The 18191-nt window shown below is 65.0% G+C and carries 17 protein-coding genes; 5 read left to right on the top strand and 12 right to left on the bottom strand.

Going from position 1 to position 18191, the window contains the following annotated elements; all coding sequences use genetic code 11:
- The first annotated feature begins 38 nt into the window (after window positions 1-38).
- On the top strand, window positions 39-557 hold the full coding sequence (locus C2H86_RS01160) for an MgtC/SapB family protein (protein ID WP_159413042.1): 519 nt from the start codon (window positions 39-41) through the stop codon (window positions 555-557).
- 533 nt (window positions 558-1090) lie between these two features.
- Here C2H86_RS01160 and C2H86_RS01155 read toward each other — a convergent pair.
- The 3 genes from C2H86_RS01155 to C2H86_RS01145 all read right to left on the bottom strand — a co-directional run bounded on the left by C2H86_RS01155 (window position 1091) and on the right by C2H86_RS01145 (window position 3344).
- The gene (locus C2H86_RS01155; protein ID WP_159411085.1) at window positions 1091-1990 is read right to left on the bottom strand and encodes a hydroxymethylglutaryl-CoA lyase; all 900 of its coding nucleotides are present in this window, start codon (window positions 1988-1990) and stop codon (window positions 1091-1093) included.
- 13 nt (window positions 1991-2003) lie between these two features.
- Window positions 2004-2402, bottom strand: coding sequence for a MerR family transcriptional regulator (locus C2H86_RS01150; RefSeq protein ID WP_060513138.1), 399 nt, complete (start codon window positions 2400-2402; stop codon window positions 2004-2006).
- A 63-nt stretch (window positions 2403-2465) separates the two neighbouring features.
- Window positions 2466-3344 carry a helix-turn-helix domain-containing protein gene (locus C2H86_RS01145; protein WP_159411084.1) on the bottom strand — a complete coding sequence of 293 codons (879 nt, stop codon included), beginning with the start codon at window positions 3342-3344 and terminating at the stop codon, window positions 2466-2468.
- A 129-nt stretch (window positions 3345-3473) separates the two neighbouring features.
- Between C2H86_RS01145 and pobA the strand changes: the two genes are divergently transcribed.
- A complete protein-coding gene (pobA, locus tag C2H86_RS01140; RefSeq protein ID WP_159411083.1) occupies window positions 3474-4661 on the top strand; it encodes a 4-hydroxybenzoate 3-monooxygenase in 1188 nt (395 codons plus the stop codon).
- Window positions 4662-4776: 115 nt separating this feature from the next.
- On the opposite strand, the gene C2H86_RS01135 is transcribed toward pobA, so the two are convergent.
- Window positions 4777-5427, bottom strand: a complete 651-nt coding sequence (locus C2H86_RS01135; RefSeq protein ID WP_159411082.1) for an ankyrin repeat domain-containing protein — start codon at window positions 5425-5427, stop codon at window positions 4777-4779.
- 115 nt (window positions 5428-5542) lie between these two features.
- On the opposite strand from C2H86_RS01135, the gene ggt reads away from it, so the two are divergent.
- Entirely contained in the window at window positions 5543-7333 is a 1791-nt protein-coding gene (ggt, locus tag C2H86_RS01130; protein ID WP_159411081.1) for a gamma-glutamyltransferase, read from the top strand.
- Window positions 7334-7398: 65 nt separating this feature from the next.
- On the top strand, window positions 7399-8280 hold the full coding sequence (locus C2H86_RS01125; RefSeq protein ID WP_159411080.1) for a LysR substrate-binding domain-containing protein: 882 nt from the start codon (window positions 7399-7401) through the stop codon (window positions 8278-8280).
- A gap of 153 nt (window positions 8281-8433) precedes the next feature.
- On the opposite strand, the gene dctM is transcribed toward C2H86_RS01125, so the two are convergent.
- The 8 genes from dctM to C2H86_RS01085 all read right to left on the bottom strand — a co-directional run bounded on the left by dctM (window position 8434) and on the right by C2H86_RS01085 (window position 17047).
- Window positions 8434-9717, bottom strand: coding sequence for a C4-dicarboxylate TRAP transporter large permease protein DctM (gene dctM, locus C2H86_RS01120; protein WP_159411079.1), 1284 nt, complete (start codon window positions 9715-9717; stop codon window positions 8434-8436).
- Window positions 9717-10349 carry a TRAP transporter small permease gene (locus C2H86_RS01115; RefSeq protein ID WP_159411078.1) on the bottom strand — a complete coding sequence of 211 codons (633 nt, stop codon included), beginning with the start codon at window positions 10347-10349 and terminating at the stop codon, window positions 9717-9719. The genes dctM and C2H86_RS01115 overlap by 1 nt, the downstream gene beginning before the upstream one ends.
- 70 nt (window positions 10350-10419) lie before the next feature.
- Entirely contained in the window at window positions 10420-11418 is a 999-nt protein-coding gene (locus tag C2H86_RS01110; RefSeq protein ID WP_159411077.1) for a TRAP transporter substrate-binding protein, read from the bottom strand.
- A 212-nt stretch (window positions 11419-11630) separates the two neighbouring features.
- Complete coding sequence (locus C2H86_RS01105) at window positions 11631-12449, bottom strand: HpcH/HpaI aldolase/citrate lyase family protein (protein WP_159411076.1); 819 nt, start codon at window positions 12447-12449, stop codon at window positions 11631-11633.
- Window positions 12446-13645 (bottom strand): CaiB/BaiF CoA transferase family protein, encoded by a 1200-nt coding sequence (locus C2H86_RS01100; protein WP_159411075.1) that lies wholly within the window; start codon window positions 13643-13645, stop codon window positions 12446-12448. The genes C2H86_RS01105 and C2H86_RS01100 overlap by 4 nt, the downstream gene beginning before the upstream one ends.
- 18 nt (window positions 13646-13663) lie before the next feature.
- Window positions 13664-15013, bottom strand: a complete 1350-nt coding sequence (locus C2H86_RS01095; RefSeq protein WP_159411074.1) for an MmgE/PrpD family protein — start codon at window positions 15011-15013, stop codon at window positions 13664-13666.
- 10 nt (window positions 15014-15023) lie between these two features.
- Window positions 15024-16187, bottom strand: a complete 1164-nt coding sequence (locus C2H86_RS01090) for an acyl-CoA dehydrogenase family protein (RefSeq protein ID WP_159411073.1) — start codon at window positions 16185-16187, stop codon at window positions 15024-15026.
- A 20-nt stretch (window positions 16188-16207) separates the two neighbouring features.
- The gene (locus tag C2H86_RS01085; protein WP_159411072.1) at window positions 16208-17047 is read right to left on the bottom strand and encodes an FAS1-like dehydratase domain-containing protein; all 840 of its coding nucleotides are present in this window, start codon (window positions 17045-17047) and stop codon (window positions 16208-16210) included.
- 126 nt (window positions 17048-17173) lie between these two features.
- Here C2H86_RS01085 and C2H86_RS01080 point away from each other — a divergent pair, with 126 nt between their 5' ends.
- Window positions 17174-18061 carry a LysR family transcriptional regulator gene (locus tag C2H86_RS01080; protein WP_159411071.1) on the top strand — a complete coding sequence of 296 codons (888 nt, stop codon included), beginning with the start codon at window positions 17174-17176 and terminating at the stop codon, window positions 18059-18061.
- Window positions 18062-18191: the final 130 nt, after the last annotated feature.

Raw genomic sequence — 18191 nt, 5'->3', positions numbered from 1 at the left:
GTGCAGGCAATGCACCACTGCAACCTGGTACCCGAGAGATGGAATTCATCTGGCAAACCATCCAGGCCGAGTTCGCCGACATCACCGATGAGCGCGAGGTCGTGCGGATTCTCGTGCGCCTGCTGATGGCCGCCGTGCTCGGCGCCGTACTGGGCTTTGAACGCGAACACAAAGGCAAGTCTGCAGGTGTGCGCACGCACATGCTGGTATCGCTGGGCGCGGCACTGTTCGTGCTGGCGCCGAGCATGGCCGGTGCCGATGAGCAGGCCTTGAGCCGGGTGATCCAAGGTATCGTCGCCGGCATCGGTTTTCTCGGGGCGGGCACGATTCTCAAGGGCAACGGCCAGGACACCAGCCACGTCAAAGGCCTGACTACCGCTGCGGGGCTGTGGATGACGGCGGCAATCGGTACTGCTGCGGGCATGGGGCGAGAGGCCACGGCGCTGATCAGCACGGTGCTGGCGCTGTTGGTATTGGGCACGATGCCGCTGCTGGTGGAGAAGGTCGAGGGGCAGGATGAAGAGAAGCAAAAAGAGGAGGAGGGCAGGAAGCACTGAGGGGAGCCGAAGCTCCCCTCATAAGCGTTGTTGCCTGCTCTTTTCTTATTATTGAGGCCGGCCTTTTGTTGTTTTTGTAGGCTAGCCTGGGTGTCACGTGCGACCCCCAACCGGGGTCAAGAGCAAACGTATTTTTTTGAGCGCTGACCTACTTTCATCCTGTGGATCCGAGCCTGACTGCCGCTACCTTCAGGTAGTTTTATTGTTCTGTGTCAGTCCGCGGGGCGAACCCCTGAAAAGCCTGTCGACTCCAAAAAAATCTGCTTGCTGCGCCTCTGCCGTGTTGTTCTTGTTATGTCAGAGCCGTTACATGTTGTTTTTATTGGTTATCGCGTTTTTCTTGTTGTTGTACCAAACATATAGCAGGTGCCGTGCCAACTTTTGAAAATCCTTTAAAATCAATGCTTTGTGTGAAATCGGCATAATCGAGCGACCTGAAAATCTGTCGATTTGTTTCCCTGTTACCCGATTTTTTGCTGAAAACTGTGGGGGCGGTAACACTCACCCACACTCATGTGACACCTGCATGAAACTCATTGTGCGCTGCGCGCACGTGCCACCCGCGAGCCGTTGGCCCGGCCCAGCACAGCGCTGATGCGCTGCCCGGCGGCGATCAGCCGGTCGAGGTCGATACCGGTCTCGATACCCAGCCCCTGCAGCAGGTACAGCACATCCTCGGTGGCGATGTTGCCGGTAGCGCCCTTGGCATAAGGGCAGCCACCCAGGCCGGCGACCGAGCTGTCGAACACGCTGATGCCTTCGAGCAGGCTGGCATACACGTTGGCCAGGGCTTGGCCATAGGTATCGTGGAAGTGACCGGCCAGTTGCGCGCGGGGCACCACGGCCGACACCACCTCGAACAGCCGACGGGTGTCACCGGCCGTGCCGGTGCCGATGGTGTCACCCAGCGATACCTCGTAGCAGCCCATCGCGTGCAGGGCCCTGGCCACCGGTGCTACCTGCTCGGCACTGACCTTGCCTTCATAGGGGCAACCCAGCACACAGGACACGTAACCGCGCACCCGCACGCCATGGCTGCGCGCGGCCTCCATGATCGGTTCGAAGCGCTGCAGGCTTTCGCTGATCGAGCAGTTGATGTTGCGCTGGGAGAAGGCCTCGGAAGCGGCGGCGAACACTGCCACTTCCTTCACCCCCGCTGCCAGGGCGTCCTCGAAACCGCGCAGGTTGGGGGCCAGGGCGGCATAGGTAACACCGGCTCGCTGGTGGATGCCGGCGAACACCTCGGCGGAGCCCGCCATCTGCGGCACCCATTTGGGCGAAACGAAGCTGCCGACCTCGATGTAGCTCAGCCCGGCGTCGGTCAGGTCGTCAACCAGGCGCACCTTGTCGGCGACGCTGATGGGCTGGGCTTCGTTCTGCAGGCCGTCACGGGGGCCGACTTCGACCAGGCGGACTGTTGCGGGCATGGGCATGGTGGGGTTCCTGTCAGCGTTTGTCGTTGTTGTTCAGAGTGGCAGCCAGGGCCTGTTCGCAGCGCTCCTGGGCGGTGTCCAGCTCAAGCTGCATCTGGTGGATGTCGAGCATCTGCTGTTCAAGCTGGGCGCGACGCTCGGCGATCTTCGCCAGCATGCTGTGCAGCTGCTTGAGGTTGCCGCTGCTGGGGTCGTACAGCTCGATCAGCTCACGGCATTCGGCCAGCGAGAAGCCGATGCGCTTGCCGCGCAGGATGAGCTTCAGGCTGACCTTGTCACGGGCCGAATAGATGCGCTCCAGCCCACGCCGCTCGGGGCTCAGCAGGCCCTGCTCCTCATAGAAGCGGATGGCGCGGGTGGTGATGTCCAGTTCGCGGGAGAGGTCGGAGATGCTGTAGGTCTGGCTGCTCATGCTCGGGCTCGGCGTGGGGTATGCCAGTATCCTGAGGGCAGGTTGACGTTTACGTCAAGCGGATCAGTCCGGCTGCACCGCACGCCGGTAGCCATTGGGCGTCTGCCCGCTCAGGCGCTTGAAGAAGCGGGCGAAGTAGGTCGGGTCGCTGAAGCCCAGGCTGTCCGACAGCTGGCCGATGCTCATGCGCGTATAGATGAGGTTGCGCCGTGCCTCCAGCAGCAGGCGCTGGTGGATGACCTGCAACGCGGTCTGCCCGCTCAGCGCCCGGCACAGCTGGTTGAGCTGCAGGCTGGGGATGTTCAGACGCGCAGCGAAGTCCTCGACCGAGAGGTGTTCGCGGTAATGCGCCTCGACCAGCCGCAGGTACTGGCCGAGCAGCTGCCGGTCACGCTCGTCGCGGGTGCGCGGGGCCTGCCCCAGTTGCTGGCGGCGGCTGATCCACACCATCAGCGCGGTCACCAGCGCTTCGAGCATGGCCGCCCGTGCAGGAGCGTTGCCCTGGTATTCCTGCTGCAAGGTTTCGATCAGGCCGCGCAGTTGGATGCGGTCCTTGCCCAGCAGGTAACACGCCGCTTTCGCCAGCACTCCCAGCGGCGCGCCAAGGCGCTGCTCCAGGTCGGCCACCAGCGCGGTGCCGAAGGTCAGCACATTGCCCTGGATATCGGCGCTGAAGCGAAAGCCGTGCACGGTCAGGGGGGGCACCACCTGTATCGCAGCCTCGAGGATGGTGCTGCGCACGCCTTCGATTTCCACCTGGGCCTTGCCGCGCTGCACATACAGCAGCTGGAACAGCTCGGCGTGCTGGTGCGGCTTGATCTCCCAGTGGTGCAGGCGGCTGCGTGCCGGGATCGACTCGCAATGCAGCAGGTCGGTGCCGGGCCAGTGCTGGTTTTCGCCATACAACTGGAACAGCGGAACGCCGGGGAGGGTGGATCTCATGTCGTGATCGCCTGTCCGTTAATCGAACGTTTTTTGTAAAAGTGCATTTTTTGCATCGGATAACACACTTATTTGGCGGTTACAGCCAGTAAAAATGCAAGGGTTCACCCTCTTGATGAGATAAAAACAATGAACACTCAGGTTGCAATCATTGGTGCCGGTCCGTCCGGCCTGCTGCTCGGCCAGTTGCTGCACAAGGCCGGTATCGACACCGTCATCCTCGAACGCCAGACCCCCGAATACGTACTCGCCCGCATTCGCGCCGGGGTGCTCGAGCAAGGCACCGTCGACCTGTTGCGCGAAGCCGGCGTCGCCGAGCGCATGGACCGTGAAGGGCTGGTGCACGAGGGTGTCGAACTGCTGGTTGCAGGCCGTCGCCAACGCCTGGACCTGAAGGGCCTTACCGGCGGCAAGACGGTGATGGTCTACGGCCAGACCGAAGTCACCCGCGACCTGATGCAGGCCCGCGAAGCCAGCGGCGCGCCGATCATCTACTCCGCCAGCAACGTGCAGCCGCACGAACTCAAGGGCGAACGGCCCTACGTGACCTTTGACAAGGACGGCCAGACCCACCGCCTGGACTGCGACTACATCGCCGGCTGCGATGGCTTCCACGGCGTATCGCGCAAGAGCATCCCCGATGGCGTGCTCAAGGAGTACGAGCGGGTCTACCCGTTCGGCTGGCTGGGCATGCTGTCCGATACCCCGCCGGTGAACCACGAACTGATCTACGCCCACCACGAACGGGGTTTCTCACTGTGCAGCCAGCGCTCGCAGACGCGCAGCCGCTATTACCTGCAGGTGCCGCTGGAAGAGCGGGTGGAAGACTGGTCCGACGAGCGCTTCTGGAACGAGCTCAAGGCGCGCCTGCCCGCAGACGTGGCGCAGCAGCTGGTCACCGGGCCCGCGCTGGAAAAGAGCATCGCGCCACTGCGCAGCCTGGTGGTCGAGCCGATGCAGTACGGCCACCTGTTCCTGGTCGGTGATGCCGCGCACATCGTCCCGCCAACGGGCGCCAAGGGCCTGAACCTGGCGGCTTCCGACGTCAACTACCTGTACCGGATCCTGGTCAAGGTGTACCGCGAGGGGCGTACCGACCTGCTGGAGCAGTATTCGCCGCTGGCCCTGCGTCGGGTCTGGAAGGGCGAGCGCTTCAGCTGGTTCATGACCCAGCTGTTGCATGACTTCGGCGAGCACAAGGATGCCTGGGACCAGAAGATGCAAGAGGCCGACCGCGAGTACTTCCTGACCTCGAAGGCCGGGCTGGTGAACATCGCCGAGAACTATGTGGGGTTGCCGTACGAAGAGGTGGCCTGATCCGACATTTGGTGCAAGGCGCAATCCCTGTGGGAGCGGGTTTACCCGCGAATGCGGCGGTGAATCCACTACAGGATTCGCGGGTGAACCCACTCCCACAGGTACTGTGCAGGCCTCAGTGGCTGAGCAGCTGTACCATTTCCTGATACCCCCGCTGGCGCGCATGCGCCAGCGCGGTCACCCCGTCCTTGTCGGCAATCTGCCGATCCGCCCCCGCTGCCAGCAGGCGCCGGACGATCTCCACATGGCGCGGCCCACCATCGCCGAGGATCACCGCTTCGAGCAGCGCGGTCCAGTGCAGGCGGTTCAGGTGATTCACGTCCACCCCCGCATCGATCAGCATCTGCACGGTGTCCACATGCCCGCGCTCGGCCGCCGGAATCAGCGCGGTGCCGCCGTAGCGGTTAGTGCTCTTGAGGTCGGCACCATGGCTCAGCGTCAGCTTCAGGATTTCATTCAAGCCACGCGCCCCGGCATACAGGTACGGGCTGTCGTTGATGTTGTCCTTGGCGTTCACATCCGCACCGGCCTCGATCAGTGCTTCCGCTGCTGCAACCTGGTTCTCATGGGTGGCCACCAGCAAGGCAGTGCGCCCCTGGCCATCGCGGCTGTCCAGGCCTGCGCCTTGCTTTAGCAGCTGTTGCAGGTAGGTGACGTCATTGTGTGCGGCGGCATTGTGCAACTGCTTGTCCATGGCGGTGGTCTCGCCGTGGGCTGCAAGGCTGGTACCAAGGGCGAGGACCAGGACGGCAAGGGTTAAACGCATGGCGAGGGCTCCTGAATGACTTGCCCGTATCCTAGAGAAGTCCTACCGGCTTGGAGATAGAAATGCGCATGACCCATAGTGAACGGCTCAATAGTTAAAGACGGGATGCACGACGATGAGGGTTTTCACTACGCTGATCACCACCTTGTGCCTGGCAACGGCCAGTGGCGTTGTCTGGGCCGACCAGGTGCTGCCCACGCCACCGGAGCTGGAGTCCGGCTACCGCAGTGGCCTGCAGCCGGTGCACGCCAGCCGGCACATGGTGGCGGCCGCCAACCCGCTGGCCAGCGAGGCCGGGCGGACGATGTTGCGTGCCGGTGGCAGCGCCATCGATGCGGCGATCGCCATGCAGATGGTGCTGACCTTGGTCGAGCCGCAATCCAGTGGCATTGGAGGCGGCGCGTTCATTCTGTACTGGGATGGTCAGCGCGTGCAGACCTTCGACGGCCGTGAAACCGCACCGGCAGGGGTGACGGAAGCATTGTTCCTGCAAGCGGATGGTTCGCCCATGCCGTTTCGCGCAGCGCAGATCGGCGGGCGCTCGGTGGGGGTGCCAGGCGTGTTGCGGGCGCTGAAACTGGCCCATGATCAGCACGGCAAACTGCCGTGGAAGGACTTGTTCGCGCCGGCCATCGCCCTGGCGCGCAACGGTTTTGCGGTTTCCGAACGGCTGCACACGTTGGTGGCCGGTGACCCCTTCATTGCCAGCTCGCCGGCCATGGCGAAGTACTTTCTGGATGACCGGGGCAAACCGCTGGCCGTCGGCACTATCCTGCGCAATCCGGCGCTTGCGCAGACCTTCGAGCGCATTGCAGAGCAGGGCGTCGATGCTTTCTACAGGGGTGAGATTGCCCAAGCCATGGTGGCTGAAGTGCGTCAACACGCCAATGCCGGGCAGTTGTCGCTCGAAGATTTGCAGGGTTACCAGGCCAAGGAGCGCGAACCGGTCTGCGGCCCGTACAAGGCCTGGACCATTTGCGGCATGCCGCCGCCGTCGTCCGGTGGGGTGACCGTGTTGCAGACCCTGGGCATTCTCGACGCCTTGAAGCGCAGCTCGGCGAAGCGTGACCTGGCCGACCTGCCGCCGCGCCAGGTGACCTCCGTGGCGGGGCTCGAACCCGCGCCGCAGGCCGTGCACCTGGTAGCCGAAGCCGAGCGCCTGGCCTACGCCGACCGCGCCCAGTACCTGGCCGACAGCGACTACGTGCCGGTGCCGGTCAAGTCGTTGCTCGACCCGGCCTACCTTGCCGAGCGCGCCAAGCGGGTCGGCGAGTACAGCATGAAGCACGCCCGCCCGGGCACCCCGCAGGATGCCAACCTGGCCCTGGCGCCCGACCGCTCGCCGCTGCGGATTTCCACCTCGCACCTGTCTGCCGTCGATGACAGTGGCCAGGCCCTGTCCATGACCACGTCGGTGGAATCGGCATTCGGTTCGCACCTGATGGTCGGCGGCTTTTTGCTGAACAACCACCTGACAGACTTTTCCTTCCTGCCTGCGGAAAACGGCAAGCCGGTGGCCAACCGGGTGCAGCCCGGCAAGCGGCCGTTGTCGGCGATGGCGCCAACCCTGGTGTTCTCGCGCGCCTCGGGCGAGCTGGTGGCGAGCCTCGGCTCCCCAGGCGGCTCGCAGATCATCGGCTACGTGAACAAGGCGTTGATCGGCCTGCTGGACTGGCATCTCGACCCGCAACAGGCGGCCAACCTGCCCAATTTCGGCAGCCGTAACGCCGGGACCGAAGTGGAAGCCGGTCTGGCCAGCCCAGCGCTGATCCGCCAGCTGGCCGCGTGGGGCCACGAGGTCACGCCGATGACCATGACCAGCGGCACGCAGATCATCCAGCGCACTGCCGAGGGTTGGGCCGGTGGCGCCGACCCGCGGCGCGAGGGGGTAGCGCTCGGCGACTAGCGCGTTGCCGGGCCTGGAGTGACGTGGTAGAAGTCAGTCTTGTCATTCAGTAGATGAATACCAAGATGTCCATCAGCGTTAAATCGAATAGAGCCCTGTTCGACCTCGACCTGTTGCGCGCCATCGTCGTGGTGGCCGATTGCGGCAGCTTCACCACGGCCGCCGCGCGCCTGCACTCGACCCAGTCGACCATCAGCCAGAAGGTGCGCCGCCTCGAAGACATGGTCGGCCATCGCCTTCTGGTACGCGGCAACCGCGACGTATTGCCGACCGACGCCGGCCAGACCTTGCTCGGTTATGCCCGGCACATGCTGGCGCTGAATGACCAGATGCTCGAAGCCCTGGCCGGGGCCATGGTCGGGGTCACCGTGCGCCTGGGCGTGCCTGAGGATTTCGTCGGCGGGCGCACCACCAATGCGCTGTCGGCGTTCAGCCGCCTGCACCCGCAGGTCAAGTTGGAAGTCACCAGTGGCCTGTGCCGCGACCTCAGCCAGGCCTACGACAACGGCGAGCTCGACCTGGTGCTGCTCAAGCAGCGGCGCAACAGCCGCGAAGGTGTGGCGTGCTGGCCCGAGCGCCTGCAGTGGATCGACAGTGCGCGCCTGCCGGCGTTCGAGCTCGACCCGATTCCGCTGGTGACCTTCCCGCCACGGGGGCTGTACCGCGAAGACATGATCAGTGCCATCGAAGGCATGGGCCGGCGCTGGCGCATCAGCTTCACCAGTTCCAGCCTCAGTGGCATCCAGGCGGCGGTGGCCGACGGCATGGGCATCAGCCTGCTGCCACCGCGGGCGGCGACCGCTGAGCACCGGGTGCTGGGGCAGACGCAGGGGTTGCCGGAGGTGGACAGCTACGAGATCGTCATCGTGCACAAGCCGACGGCGGACGTGATGGTCAAGGATCTGGCCGGAGTGATGAGTCAGCTGTTGGCTGGCGGAGGGATCTGATTCTACTTTCAAGGCTTGCACAATCCCTTGTAGGAGCGGGCTTGTCCCGCGAACACCGGCGAAGCCGGTGCCAGACTATGCGGTTCATGGCACCGGCTTCGCCGGTGTTCGCGGGACAAGCCCGCTCCTGCACGTATCTCTTCAGCCCTGGCGTCAGGGCATACCCAACCACTCCGGCAGCGCCAGCGAGATGAATGGCACATAGGTCACCAGCACCAGGAACAGCAGCAGGATCGACAGCCACGGCAGCGCCGCGCGAATCGTCTGCCCCAGGGTCAGCCCGGTCACCGCCGAGGTGACGAACAGGTTCAGCCCCACTGGCGGGTGCACCAGGCCGATCTCCATGTTCACCACCATCACGATGCCCAGATGAATCGGGTCGATGCCCAGCTTCATGGCGATCGGGAAGAAAATCGGCGCGAGGATCAGGATGATCGCCGACGGCTCCATGAAGCTGCCGGCCACCAGCAGCACGATGTTGACCATGATCAGGAAACCGATCGGCGTCAGTCCTTCGGACATCACCCACTGTGTGATCTGCTGGGGGATCTGCTCGGTGGTCAGCACGTGGGCGAAAAGCATGGCGTTGGCGATGATGAACAGCAGCATGATGGTCAGCCGGCCCGACTCCAGCAGCACTTTCGGGCAGTCACGCAGGCGCATGTCCTTGTACACGAACAGCGCGATGAACGCCGAGTACACCGCCGCCACCGCCGCCGCTTCGGTGGGGGTGAACATGCCGCTGTAGATGCCGCCGAGGATGATCACCAGCAGCAACAGGCCCCAGAACGCGCGCCGGGCGGTACTCAGCCATTCGGCGAAAGTGGCGCGTGGTTGTGCGGGCAGCTTCTTGATGCGGGCGACGATGTAGATCGTCACCATCAGGAATACGCCGAGCAGGATGCCCGGCACCACGCCGGCCATGAACAGCTTGCCGACCGAGGTCTCGGTGGCCGCCGAGTACACCACCATGACGATCGACGGCGGGATCAGGATGCCCAGGGTGCCGGCGTTGCAGATGATCCCTGCGCCGAACTCGCGTGGGTAGCCGGAGCGCACCATGCCGGCCACGGCAATCGAGCCGACGGCGGCTACGGTGGCCGGCGACGAACCCGACAGCGCGGCGAACAGCATGCACGCCAGCACTGCGGCAATCGCCAGGCCGCCGCGAATATGCCCGACACAGGCATTGGCGAAGTCGATCAGGCGCTGGGCCACGCCACCGGTGGTCATGAACGCGCCCGACAGCAGGAAGAAGGGGATGGCCAGGAAGGTGTAGCTGTCGGAGGTCTCGAACAGCTTGATCGCCAGCGAGCTGAGCGAGTCCTGGCTGAACATCAGGATCGACAGCGCCCCCGACAGGCCCAGCGAGATGGCGATGGGCACGCCGAGAAACATGAATACGAACAGCAGCAGGAACAGGCAGATAACCGTCATCAGTGGTGCTCCTCACCGGGGTTGGCCAGCTTGCTGGCTTCGGCGGCCTCGTCGGCGAGGCCCAGGCTGTACTGGCGGTGGGTGAACAGGCGGTAGAGGATTTCCAGGTAGCGGATGATCACCAGGGCGAAACCGAACGGTACGATCAGCGCGATATGGCCGACCTTGATGCCGTAGCGGTCGAGGTCCTCGGCACCGATGCCAGCCACCAGCACCGCGCTCACCCACTTGATGCTGGCTACCAGGAACAGCCCGGCATAGGCCAGGCAGCAGGCGCAGGCGATCATCGCCAGCACCCGTTGCACAGGCTTCGGCGTGCGCCGCACCAGCACATCGACGCCGAGGTGGCCGGCGGTGCGCACGCCATAAGAGATTCCGAAAAAAATCAGCCAGCCGAACAGCGCCTTGGTCAGGGCGATGCTCCAGGTCATTTCCTGGGCGTAGGCCATCAGGTGATCGCCGATGCTCAGCAGGGCGTCACTGGCGAATGCCCAGTGATCACTAAGGGTGTAGAACATTGTGTAGAGGTTGTTCAGCGCTACGTAGAGGAAGGTCACCAAGGTCATGGCCGCCAGGAGAAAGGCGATCATGCCTTCCTCGAAGTGCTCCCAGACACGCCTGAGCAATTGCATAGGAATTCTCCAGACAGAGAGAGGGCAGGCCACCCGTGGAGCGGGTGGCCGGGGAAGGGCACAGGCGGGGTCAGGACGGTTTGTTGGCGTCGTCGGCGGCCTTGATCAGGTCGGCGCCGATCTGCTCGGAGAACTTCTCCCACACCGGGCGCATCGACTCACGCCATTGCTGGCGTTGCTCGGCGGTGAGCGGATCGATCTCACTGGTCTTGGCGTCGATGATCTTCTGCCGCGACGACTGGTTGAGCGCCTCGGCCTGCTTGTTCACCTCGACGGTGACCTCGTCCATGATCGTCTGCAGCTCGCCGCGCACGTCTTCAGGCAGGCCGTTCCAGAACTTGGCGTTGGTGATCACCATGTAGTCGATCAGGCCGTGGTTGGTCTCGGTGAAGAACGGCTGCACCTCGTTGACCTTCTGGCTTTCGTAGTTCGACCAGGTGTTCTCGGTGCCGTTGACGGTGCCGGTCTGCAGGCCCTGGTAGACCTCGGCGAAGCTCATCTTGCGCGGGTTGGCGCGGATTGCCTTGAACTGCTCCTCGAGTACGCTGGAGGCCTGCACGCGGAACTTCAGGCCGCGGGCGTCCTTGGGCAGGATCACCTTCTTGTTCGCCGACAGTTGCTTGAGGCCGTTGTGCCAGTAGGCCAGGCCACGGATACCCTTGTCTTCCATCGATGTCAGCAGCGCCTTGCCTTGCGGGCCTTGCTGGAAGCGGTCGACGGCGGCCAGGTCGTTGAACAGGAACGGCAGGTCGAAGATCTGCACCTGCTTGTTGTAGTGCTCGAACTTGGCCAGCGATGGCGCCAGCATCTGTACGTCGCCGAGCAGCAGGGCTTCCATTTCCTTGCCGTCGCCGAACAGCGAGGAGTTGGGGTAGACCTCGACCTTGACCTTGTCCTTGAGCTGCGGGTCGGCGGCGACCAGCTTCTGGAACATCAGCGCGCCCTGGCCCTTGGGCGTGCTGTCGGCCACCACGTGGGCGAACTTGATGACGATCGGGTCGGCGGCCTGGGCCAGGCCGGCCATGGACACTGCGGCGGCGCAGAACAGCGCCTGGGTCAGCTTCAACATCGGTGTCACCTCTGATTTATTGTTGTAGGAGGAGTGGGGGTAAAGATGGACCAACGGGCTGCGTGTGGAGAATTAGCATTTGTATAAGGCGGCGTTCGGCTGAGGTGAACGCGGTCTTCTTGTGCCGGCCTCTTCGCGGGACAAGCCCGCTCCTACAAGGGGTCACCTCATTCCTGTAGGAGCGGGCTTGTCCCGCGAAGAGGCCGGCATGATCAGTCGAGATTTCCAGCCAGCAACCGCTGCGCCCGCAACACCACCGGCGCATCGACCATCTGCCCCTCCAGCTGGAAGGCCCCGGCGCCATTGGCCGCGTCACTCGCCGCCAGCACCCGCCGCGCCCACGCCAGTTCCTCGGCACTCGGCGCCAGCGCTGCATGAATCACTGCCACCTGCTGCGGATGTATGCACAACGCCCCGCCATACCCCATGTCATAGGCATGCCGTATGGCCCGCTGCAGCCCCTCGGCATCGGCGATGGCCGGGAACACCCCATCCAGCGGTGGCGCCAGATCGGCCCCCCGCGAATGCAGCTGCACCGCCATGCGCGCCTGGTCGAGAAACTGCCGGGCCGCCTCGCTCTCGGTGTTCAAGCCCAGGTCCAGCGCCAGGTCGAGGCTGCCAAACGACAGGCGCTCGACGCCTTCAGCCGCGGCAATCTGCGCCAATGCCAGCAGGCCCTTGGCACTCTCGATGATTGGCCACACGGGCTTGCCGCCGTGCCAGGCCACCGCGACCTGAGTAGCGTTCTCCACCTTGGGCAACAGCAGCCCGGCGACCCCCGGCTGCTGCGCGCAGAAGGCCACGTCGGTGGCGTGTTGCGGGTGCTGTGGCGCGTTGACCCGCACCCATACCGAGGCCTGCGGCGTGGCCTGGAGAAACGCCGCCAGGTTGTCGCGGGCCTGCTGCTTCAGCGCCTCCTCGACGGCATCCTCGAAGTCGACGATCACCACATCGGCACCCGCCGCCAGGGCCTTGGCGAAACGTTCGGGCCGGCTGCCAGGCACGAACAGGGCGGAGCGCACCACGCTCATATAACGCCTCCTGCGGCCAGGCTGGCGCGCTGTTCGGCGCTCAGGCCCAGTTCAGCGAGGATGCCCACAGTGTGCTGCCCCAGCGCCGGCACGGCGTCCATGCGTGGGGTGAAGGCGGCATTGCGCCCCGGAGGCAGCAGCGACGGCAACTTGCCGGCCGGGCTGTCGACTTCACGCCAGCTATCGCGGGCCTGCAGCTGCGGGTGCTGCCACACGCCGTGCATGTCGTTGACCCGGGCGTTGGCGATCTGGGCGTCATCCAGGCGCGCCACCACCTCGTCCAGCGACAGGGCGGCAAAGCGCTCGACGATGATCTGGCGCAGCACCTCGCGGTTTTCCGAGCGCTTGAAGTTGGCGCTGAAGCGGTCGTCGCTGGCCAACGCCGGGTCGAGCAGGACCTTTTCGCAGAACAACGCCCATTCCCGTTCGTTCTGCAGGCCGAGCATGATCGTGCCGCCACCGCCGGTGGGGAACGGCCCGTACGGGTAGATGGTCGAGTGCGAGGAGCCCGCGCGCGGTGGGGGCGGCGCGCCGTTGTAGGCGTAGTACATCGGGTAGCCCATCCACTCCACCAGGCTTTCCAGCATCGACACGTCGATGCGGCTGCCCAGGCCGGTCTTGTCGCGCAGCAGCAGCGCCGACAGCACGCCGGTATAGGCATACATGCCAGCGGCGATGTCGGCGATCGAGCAGCCGGCCTTGGCCATTTCCTCGTCGCTGGGGCCGCCGGTCACCGAGAGGAAGCCGCCCTCGCTCTGGATCAGCAGGTCGTAGGCCTTCTTCTTTTCATACGGGCCGCCTGCGCCGTAGCCGGAAATGTCGCAGACGATCAGGCGCGGAAAGCGCTGGTGCAAGGCGTCGAACGACAGGCCCATGCGCGCGGCGGCGCCGGGTGCGAGGTTTTGCACGAGCACGTCGGCCTTGGCCAGCAGGGCGTCGAGGATACCGTCGGCGGCCTGCTGCTTGAGGTCGAGGGTGAGGCTTTCCTTGGAGCGGTTGGTCCACACGAAGTGCGAGGCCAGGCCGTCGACGCGCTGGTCATAGCCACGGGCGAAGTCGCCGCTGCCGGGCCGTTCGACCTTGATCACACGGGCGCCCAGGTCGGCCAGCTGGCGGGTGCAGAAGGGCGCGGCGATGGCATGTTCCAGGCTGACGACGGTGATACCGTCCAGCGGGCGGGGTGCAGTTTGAGTCATGGGGTCACCTGTTCGTCATCAGTGCAATGCGGCCAGCGAGCGCGCATCGCGCAGCTGCCAGACCTGCTCGATCAGGGCCTGGCCCTGGGCCGGGCTGCGGGCGCCGGAATAGGCCAGCAGGCGCTGGAACTTGGCTTCCAGCTCCGGGCGCGAGAGGGTGTTGCCGGGGTCGCCCTTGGGTTCGTCGATGGCGGCGCTGAAGTGGCGGCCATCGCTGCAGGTGACCTCGACACGGCCCAGCCAGCGGGCGGGGTAGGCAGCATCCACTTCAGGGTCCAGCTGCATCTCGACCTTGTCGCGGAAACTGGCAACCCGTGGGTCGGTAAGCGCCAGGTCGCGGAATTCGATGAGTTGCGCGCTGCCATGCACGGCGATCAGGCCGAGTACGGTGCCCATGGAGAACTTGGCCTGGTGCACGGTGGTTGGCGTGGTTACCCGCCCGAGCACGTCGATGGCGCCCTGGTGCACGCGGGTGACCACCTTGGCAATCTGCTCATGTTTCAGGCCTTCGCGTTGCATCAGCTGCAGCAGCGCATCGGCGGCGGGGTGGGTATGGCGGCACGAGGCGTGGAACTTGAACGAGGTTTCCGCCAGCGCCCAGCGGCTGCCCAGGCGGTCGCTCAGGCGTGCTGGGTCGGCATCGCTGGACATGCCGGCAGCCAGGCCCTGGTCCCCTTCGAGAATATTGCGCGCGCCGCTCAGGCCATCGGCGGTCAGGTAGGCGGCGAGCAGGCCGTCGGCGGCAGCCTTGGCGGTGTGCAGTTGCTTGGAGTCGGCAGCATCGCGCAGGAATTCCCAAAGCCCGGCGGCCTGGGTGCCGGCGCTGCCGAGCAGGTTGATGAACTGTTCCTTGTCGAAGCCCAGCAGCTTGCCCACGCCCACGGCAGCGGCCAGGGTGCCGACGGTAGCGGTGGTGTGGAAGATGCGGTAGTGCGAACGGCCGAGGAACTCACCGATGCGGATGCCCGCCTCGTAGCCGGCGACGCTGGCCAGCAGCAGGTCCTGGCCGGAATTGCCGAGGTCCTGGGCCGCTGCCAGCACGGCGGAGAACACCACCGTGGCCGGGTGCAGCACCGAGCTGTTGTGCAGGTCGTCCTGCTCGACCAGGTGCGAGGCGGCGCCGTTGACCAGCGCGGCGAAGTAGGGCGATGAGCTGCGCCCGCTGGTCAGCACGCGGGCGCTGCCTTGGGCGGGGCCCATGCGGTCGGCGTAACGCTCGAACAGTGGGATCGGGTGCGCCCCCTGGCTGGCCAGGGCCGAGCCGAGCCAGTCGAGGAACAGGTCTTCGGTGCGGTCGAGCACGTGGCCAGGGATCTGTGCGTAATGCAGGTCGGCGAGGAAGCCCGCCAGGGCTTGGGTAGCTTGCATGCTCAGGCCCTCAGAAGCTGCGTGGCAGCTCGAGCAGGTGCTCGGCCACGTAGGACAGGATCAGGTTGGTGGAGATCGGCGCCACCTGGTACAGGCGTGTTTCGCGGAACTTGCGCTCGACGTCGTATTCGCAGGCAAAGCCAAAGCCGCCGTGGGTCTGCAGGCAGGCGTTGGCCGCCTCCCACGAGGCTTTCGCCGCCAGGTACTTGGCCATGTTGGCGCTGGCCCCGGCGTTCTGCCCGCTGTCGTACTCGGCGCAGGCGCGCCAGCGCATCAGGTCGGCGGCCTCGATCTCGATATGGGCTTCGGCGATGGGGAACTGCACGCCCTGGTTCTGCCCGATCGGGCGGCCGAACACCACGCGGTCACGGGCGTAGGCGCTGGCCTTTTCGACGAACCAGCGGCCATCACCGATGCACTCGGCGGCGATCAGCGTGCGCTCGGCGTTGAGGCCGTCGAGGATGTAGCGAAAGCCCTTGCCTTCCTCACCGATCAGGCTGTTGGCCGGCAGTTCGAGGTTGTCGAAGAACAGCTCGTTGGTCTCATGGTTGACCATGTTGGCGATGGGTTGCACGGTCAGGCCGTTGCCGATGGCTTCACGCAGGTCGACCAGGAAGATCGACATGCCCTCGGACTTCTTCTTCACCGCCGGCAAGGGGGTAGTGCGTGCCAGCAGGATCATCAGGTCCGAGTGCTGGATGCGCGAAATCCACACCTTCTGGCCATTGATCACGTACTTGTCACCCTGGCGCACGGCGGTGGTCTTGATCCTGGTGGTGTCGGTGCCGGTGGTGGGCTCGGTCACGCCCATCGACTGCAGGCGCAGTTCGCCGCTGGCAAGCTTGGGCAGGTAGTGGCGCTTCTGTTCCTCGCTGCCGTGGCGCAGCAGGGTGAACATGTTGTACATCTGCCCGTGCACGGTGCCGGAGTTGCCACCGCAGGCGTTCACCTCTTCGAGGATCACCGAGGCCTCGGCCAGGCCCAGGCCCGAGCCGCCGTACGCTTCGGGGATCATGGCCGACAGCCAGCCGGCATCGGTCATGGCCTTGACGAATGCTTCCGGGAAGCTCTTTTCTTCATCGATCTTGCGCCAGTAGCTGGCGTCGAACTCGGCGCACAAGGCGCGCACGCCTTCGCGGATGGCGTTGAGGTCATCGCTGTCGTACGTATGCATGGGGTGTTCCCTGTCTGGTATCAGTCGAAAAGCACGTCGGCGCTCTGCGCCACGCCAGCGGCATTGCCGGCCCACAGCCGGGCCTGGCCTGGCGCGCTGATGCGCCCGGCCACTTCGAACGGAGTCGGCACGGTCAGCGGGCGCACGCCGCGGTAGGCGAAGTGGCGCACCTGCTTGTCGGGGTTGGCGCGGATGAATGCGCGCAGGTTCAAGGTGGCAATCATCGGGCCGTGCACGACCAGGCCGGCGTAGCCTTCGGTCTCGGTGACATAGGGGAAGTCGTAATGGATGCGGTGGCCGTTGAAGGTCACCGCGGAGTAACGGAACAGCAGGGTCGGCGTTGGGGTGACCGCCTCGCTCCAGTCGGCCGGCGCGTCGGCGGGGGCGCTGTCGAGCTTGGGCGGGTTGGGCTCGCGGTAGACGATGTCCTGCTCTTCGCGCACGCACAGCTGGCCGTGTTGCGAGTAGTCGTGACGCACCGTGACGAACAGCAGCGCGCCGGTGCGGCCGTGCTTTTCCTCGATGTGCAGGATGGTCGACAGGCGATGGGCTTCGGCGCCGACCTTGAGCGGCGCGATGAACTCTACCCGGCCACCGGCCCACATGCGGTTACGGTTGTCGGCCGGGGGCAGGAAGCCGCCGCGTGCCGGGTGGCCGTCCGTGCCCAGCTGCGACTCGGCCACCGGCTCCTGGAAGAAGCACCACATCCACAGCGGTGGCAGCGGTTGGCCGGCGGCAGGAGCGGCTTCGCCGAAGGTGGCGGCGATGCGTTTGATCAGGTTGCGGCTGAGCTCATCGACGGCCTCTTCCGTGCGGCCGATCCAGGCGCTGTAGTCGATGGGCGGGTGGGAAGCAGTCATAACCATGGGCCTCTGCATTTGTTGTTATGGGCCGATCATGCGAGGCGCCCGGCATTCTGTGAATTTGCATTTGTGTAAGGCAGCGTTCAGGTATGCTGAACGCCATCGCCACGACCGGACCTCCCCATGCATTTCGACCTGGCAGACCTGCGGCTTTTCATTCATATCGGCGAATCGCCGAGCCTGACCCAGGGTGCGCGGCGGGCGTTCCTTTCGCCGGCCGCCGCCAGTGCGCGGATCAAGGCCCTCGAAGCCCAGCTCGACACGCGACTGCTGTACCGCGACAGCCGAGGCGTCGAGCTGACCCCGGCGGGGCATAAGCTGCTCATGCATGCCCGTTTGATCATGCGCCAGGTCGATTACCTGAAAGCCGAGTTCACGCAGTTCGGCACCGACCTGGCCGGGCATATCCGCATCTTCGCCAACACCACTGCGGTCACCGAGTTCCTGCCCGAAGTGCTGGCCGGTTTCATGGCCAAGCGTCCCGGCGTGACCGTCGACCTGCAGGAGCGCCTGTCGCGGGACATCGTGCGCGGCGTGCTCGATGGCAGCAGCGACATGGGCATCATCGCAGGGCCGGTGGAGGCCAGCGGCTTGCAGGTGATGCATTTCAGCACCGACCGCCTGGTGCTGATCGTGCCGGCCGGCCACGAGCTGGCAGGGCGCAAGAAGGTGACCTTGAAACAGACCTTGGACTTCCAGCATATCGGCTTGCACGATGGCAGCACCTTGCTGAGCTTCCTGCGTGACCATGTCGAGCGCATGGGCCTGAACCTGTCGCTGCGGATCCAGCTGTCGAGTTTCGAAGCCATCTGCCGGCTGGTGGAGGCGGGGGTGGGCATTGGCATCATCCCCGAGTCGGCGGCGCTGCGGCACAGCCAGACCATGGAACTGGTGACCATCAGCCTGGATGAGCCGTGGGCGGTGCGCGAGCGGAGCATCCTGGTGCGGGAGCTGGATGCGCTGCCGGGGACGGTGCGGGCGTTGATTGCGACGTTGATGCCAGAAGCTTGATGTCAGCGGCGCTAGCCGCTTCTTGCTCTTGATCTTGCTCTTGCTCTGCTTTTGCTTTGGCTTCTAAGCGCGCGATAGTCCAGGCGACGCAAATTGCGACTTCAGGAGGCCGAACGCAGGCGTCTGGAGG

It is taken from the genome of Pseudomonas putida, assembly GCF_009883635.2.
Lineage (GTDB): Bacteria > Pseudomonadota > Gammaproteobacteria > Pseudomonadales > Pseudomonadaceae > Aquipseudomonas > Aquipseudomonas putida_W.
Note: the sequence above shows the minus strand (reverse complement) of the source record. Positions and strands in the feature narration are given on the sequence as shown.

Bases quoted from the DNA above. Each gene is read 5' to 3' on its own strand.
- C2H86_RS01160 (WP_159413042.1), top strand. From the start codon at position 39: ATGGAATTCATCTGGCAAACCATCCAGGCCGAGTTCGCCGACATCACC.
- C2H86_RS01155 (WP_159411085.1), bottom strand. From the start codon at position 1,990: ATGCCCATGCCCGCAACAGTCCGCCTGGTCGAAGTCGGCCCCCGTGAC.
- C2H86_RS01150 (WP_060513138.1), bottom strand. From the start codon at position 2,402: ATGAGCAGCCAGACCTACAGCATCTCCGACCTCTCCCGCGAACTGGAC.
- C2H86_RS01145 (WP_159411084.1), bottom strand. From the start codon at position 3,344: ATGAGATCCACCCTCCCCGGCGTTCCGCTGTTCCAGTTGTATGGCGAA.
- pobA (WP_159411083.1), top strand. From the start codon at position 3,474: ATGAACACTCAGGTTGCAATCATTGGTGCCGGTCCGTCCGGCCTGCTG.
- C2H86_RS01135 (WP_159411082.1), bottom strand. From the start codon at position 5,427: ATGCGTTTAACCCTTGCCGTCCTGGTCCTCGCCCTTGGTACCAGCCTT.
- ggt (WP_159411081.1), top strand. From the start codon at position 5,543: ATGAGGGTTTTCACTACGCTGATCACCACCTTGTGCCTGGCAACGGCC.
- C2H86_RS01125 (WP_159411080.1), top strand. From the start codon at position 7,399: ATGTCCATCAGCGTTAAATCGAATAGAGCCCTGTTCGACCTCGACCTG.
- dctM (WP_159411079.1), bottom strand. From the start codon at position 9,717: ATGACGGTTATCTGCCTGTTCCTGCTGCTGTTCGTATTCATGTTTCTC.
- C2H86_RS01115 (WP_159411078.1), bottom strand. From the start codon at position 10,349: ATGCAATTGCTCAGGCGTGTCTGGGAGCACTTCGAGGAAGGCATGATC.
- C2H86_RS01110 (WP_159411077.1), bottom strand. From the start codon at position 11,418: ATGTTGAAGCTGACCCAGGCGCTGTTCTGCGCCGCCGCAGTGTCCATG.
- C2H86_RS01105 (WP_159411076.1), bottom strand. From the start codon at position 12,449: ATGAGCGTGGTGCGCTCCGCCCTGTTCGTGCCTGGCAGCCGGCCCGAA.
- C2H86_RS01100 (WP_159411075.1), bottom strand. From the start codon at position 13,645: ATGACTCAAACTGCACCCCGCCCGCTGGACGGTATCACCGTCGTCAGC.
- C2H86_RS01095 (WP_159411074.1), bottom strand. From the start codon at position 15,013: ATGCAAGCTACCCAAGCCCTGGCGGGCTTCCTCGCCGACCTGCATTAC.
- C2H86_RS01090 (WP_159411073.1), bottom strand. From the start codon at position 16,187: ATGCATACGTACGACAGCGATGACCTCAACGCCATCCGCGAAGGCGTG.
- C2H86_RS01085 (WP_159411072.1), bottom strand. From the start codon at position 17,047: ATGACTGCTTCCCACCCGCCCATCGACTACAGCGCCTGGATCGGCCGC.
- C2H86_RS01080 (WP_159411071.1), top strand. From the start codon at position 17,174: ATGCATTTCGACCTGGCAGACCTGCGGCTTTTCATTCATATCGGCGAA.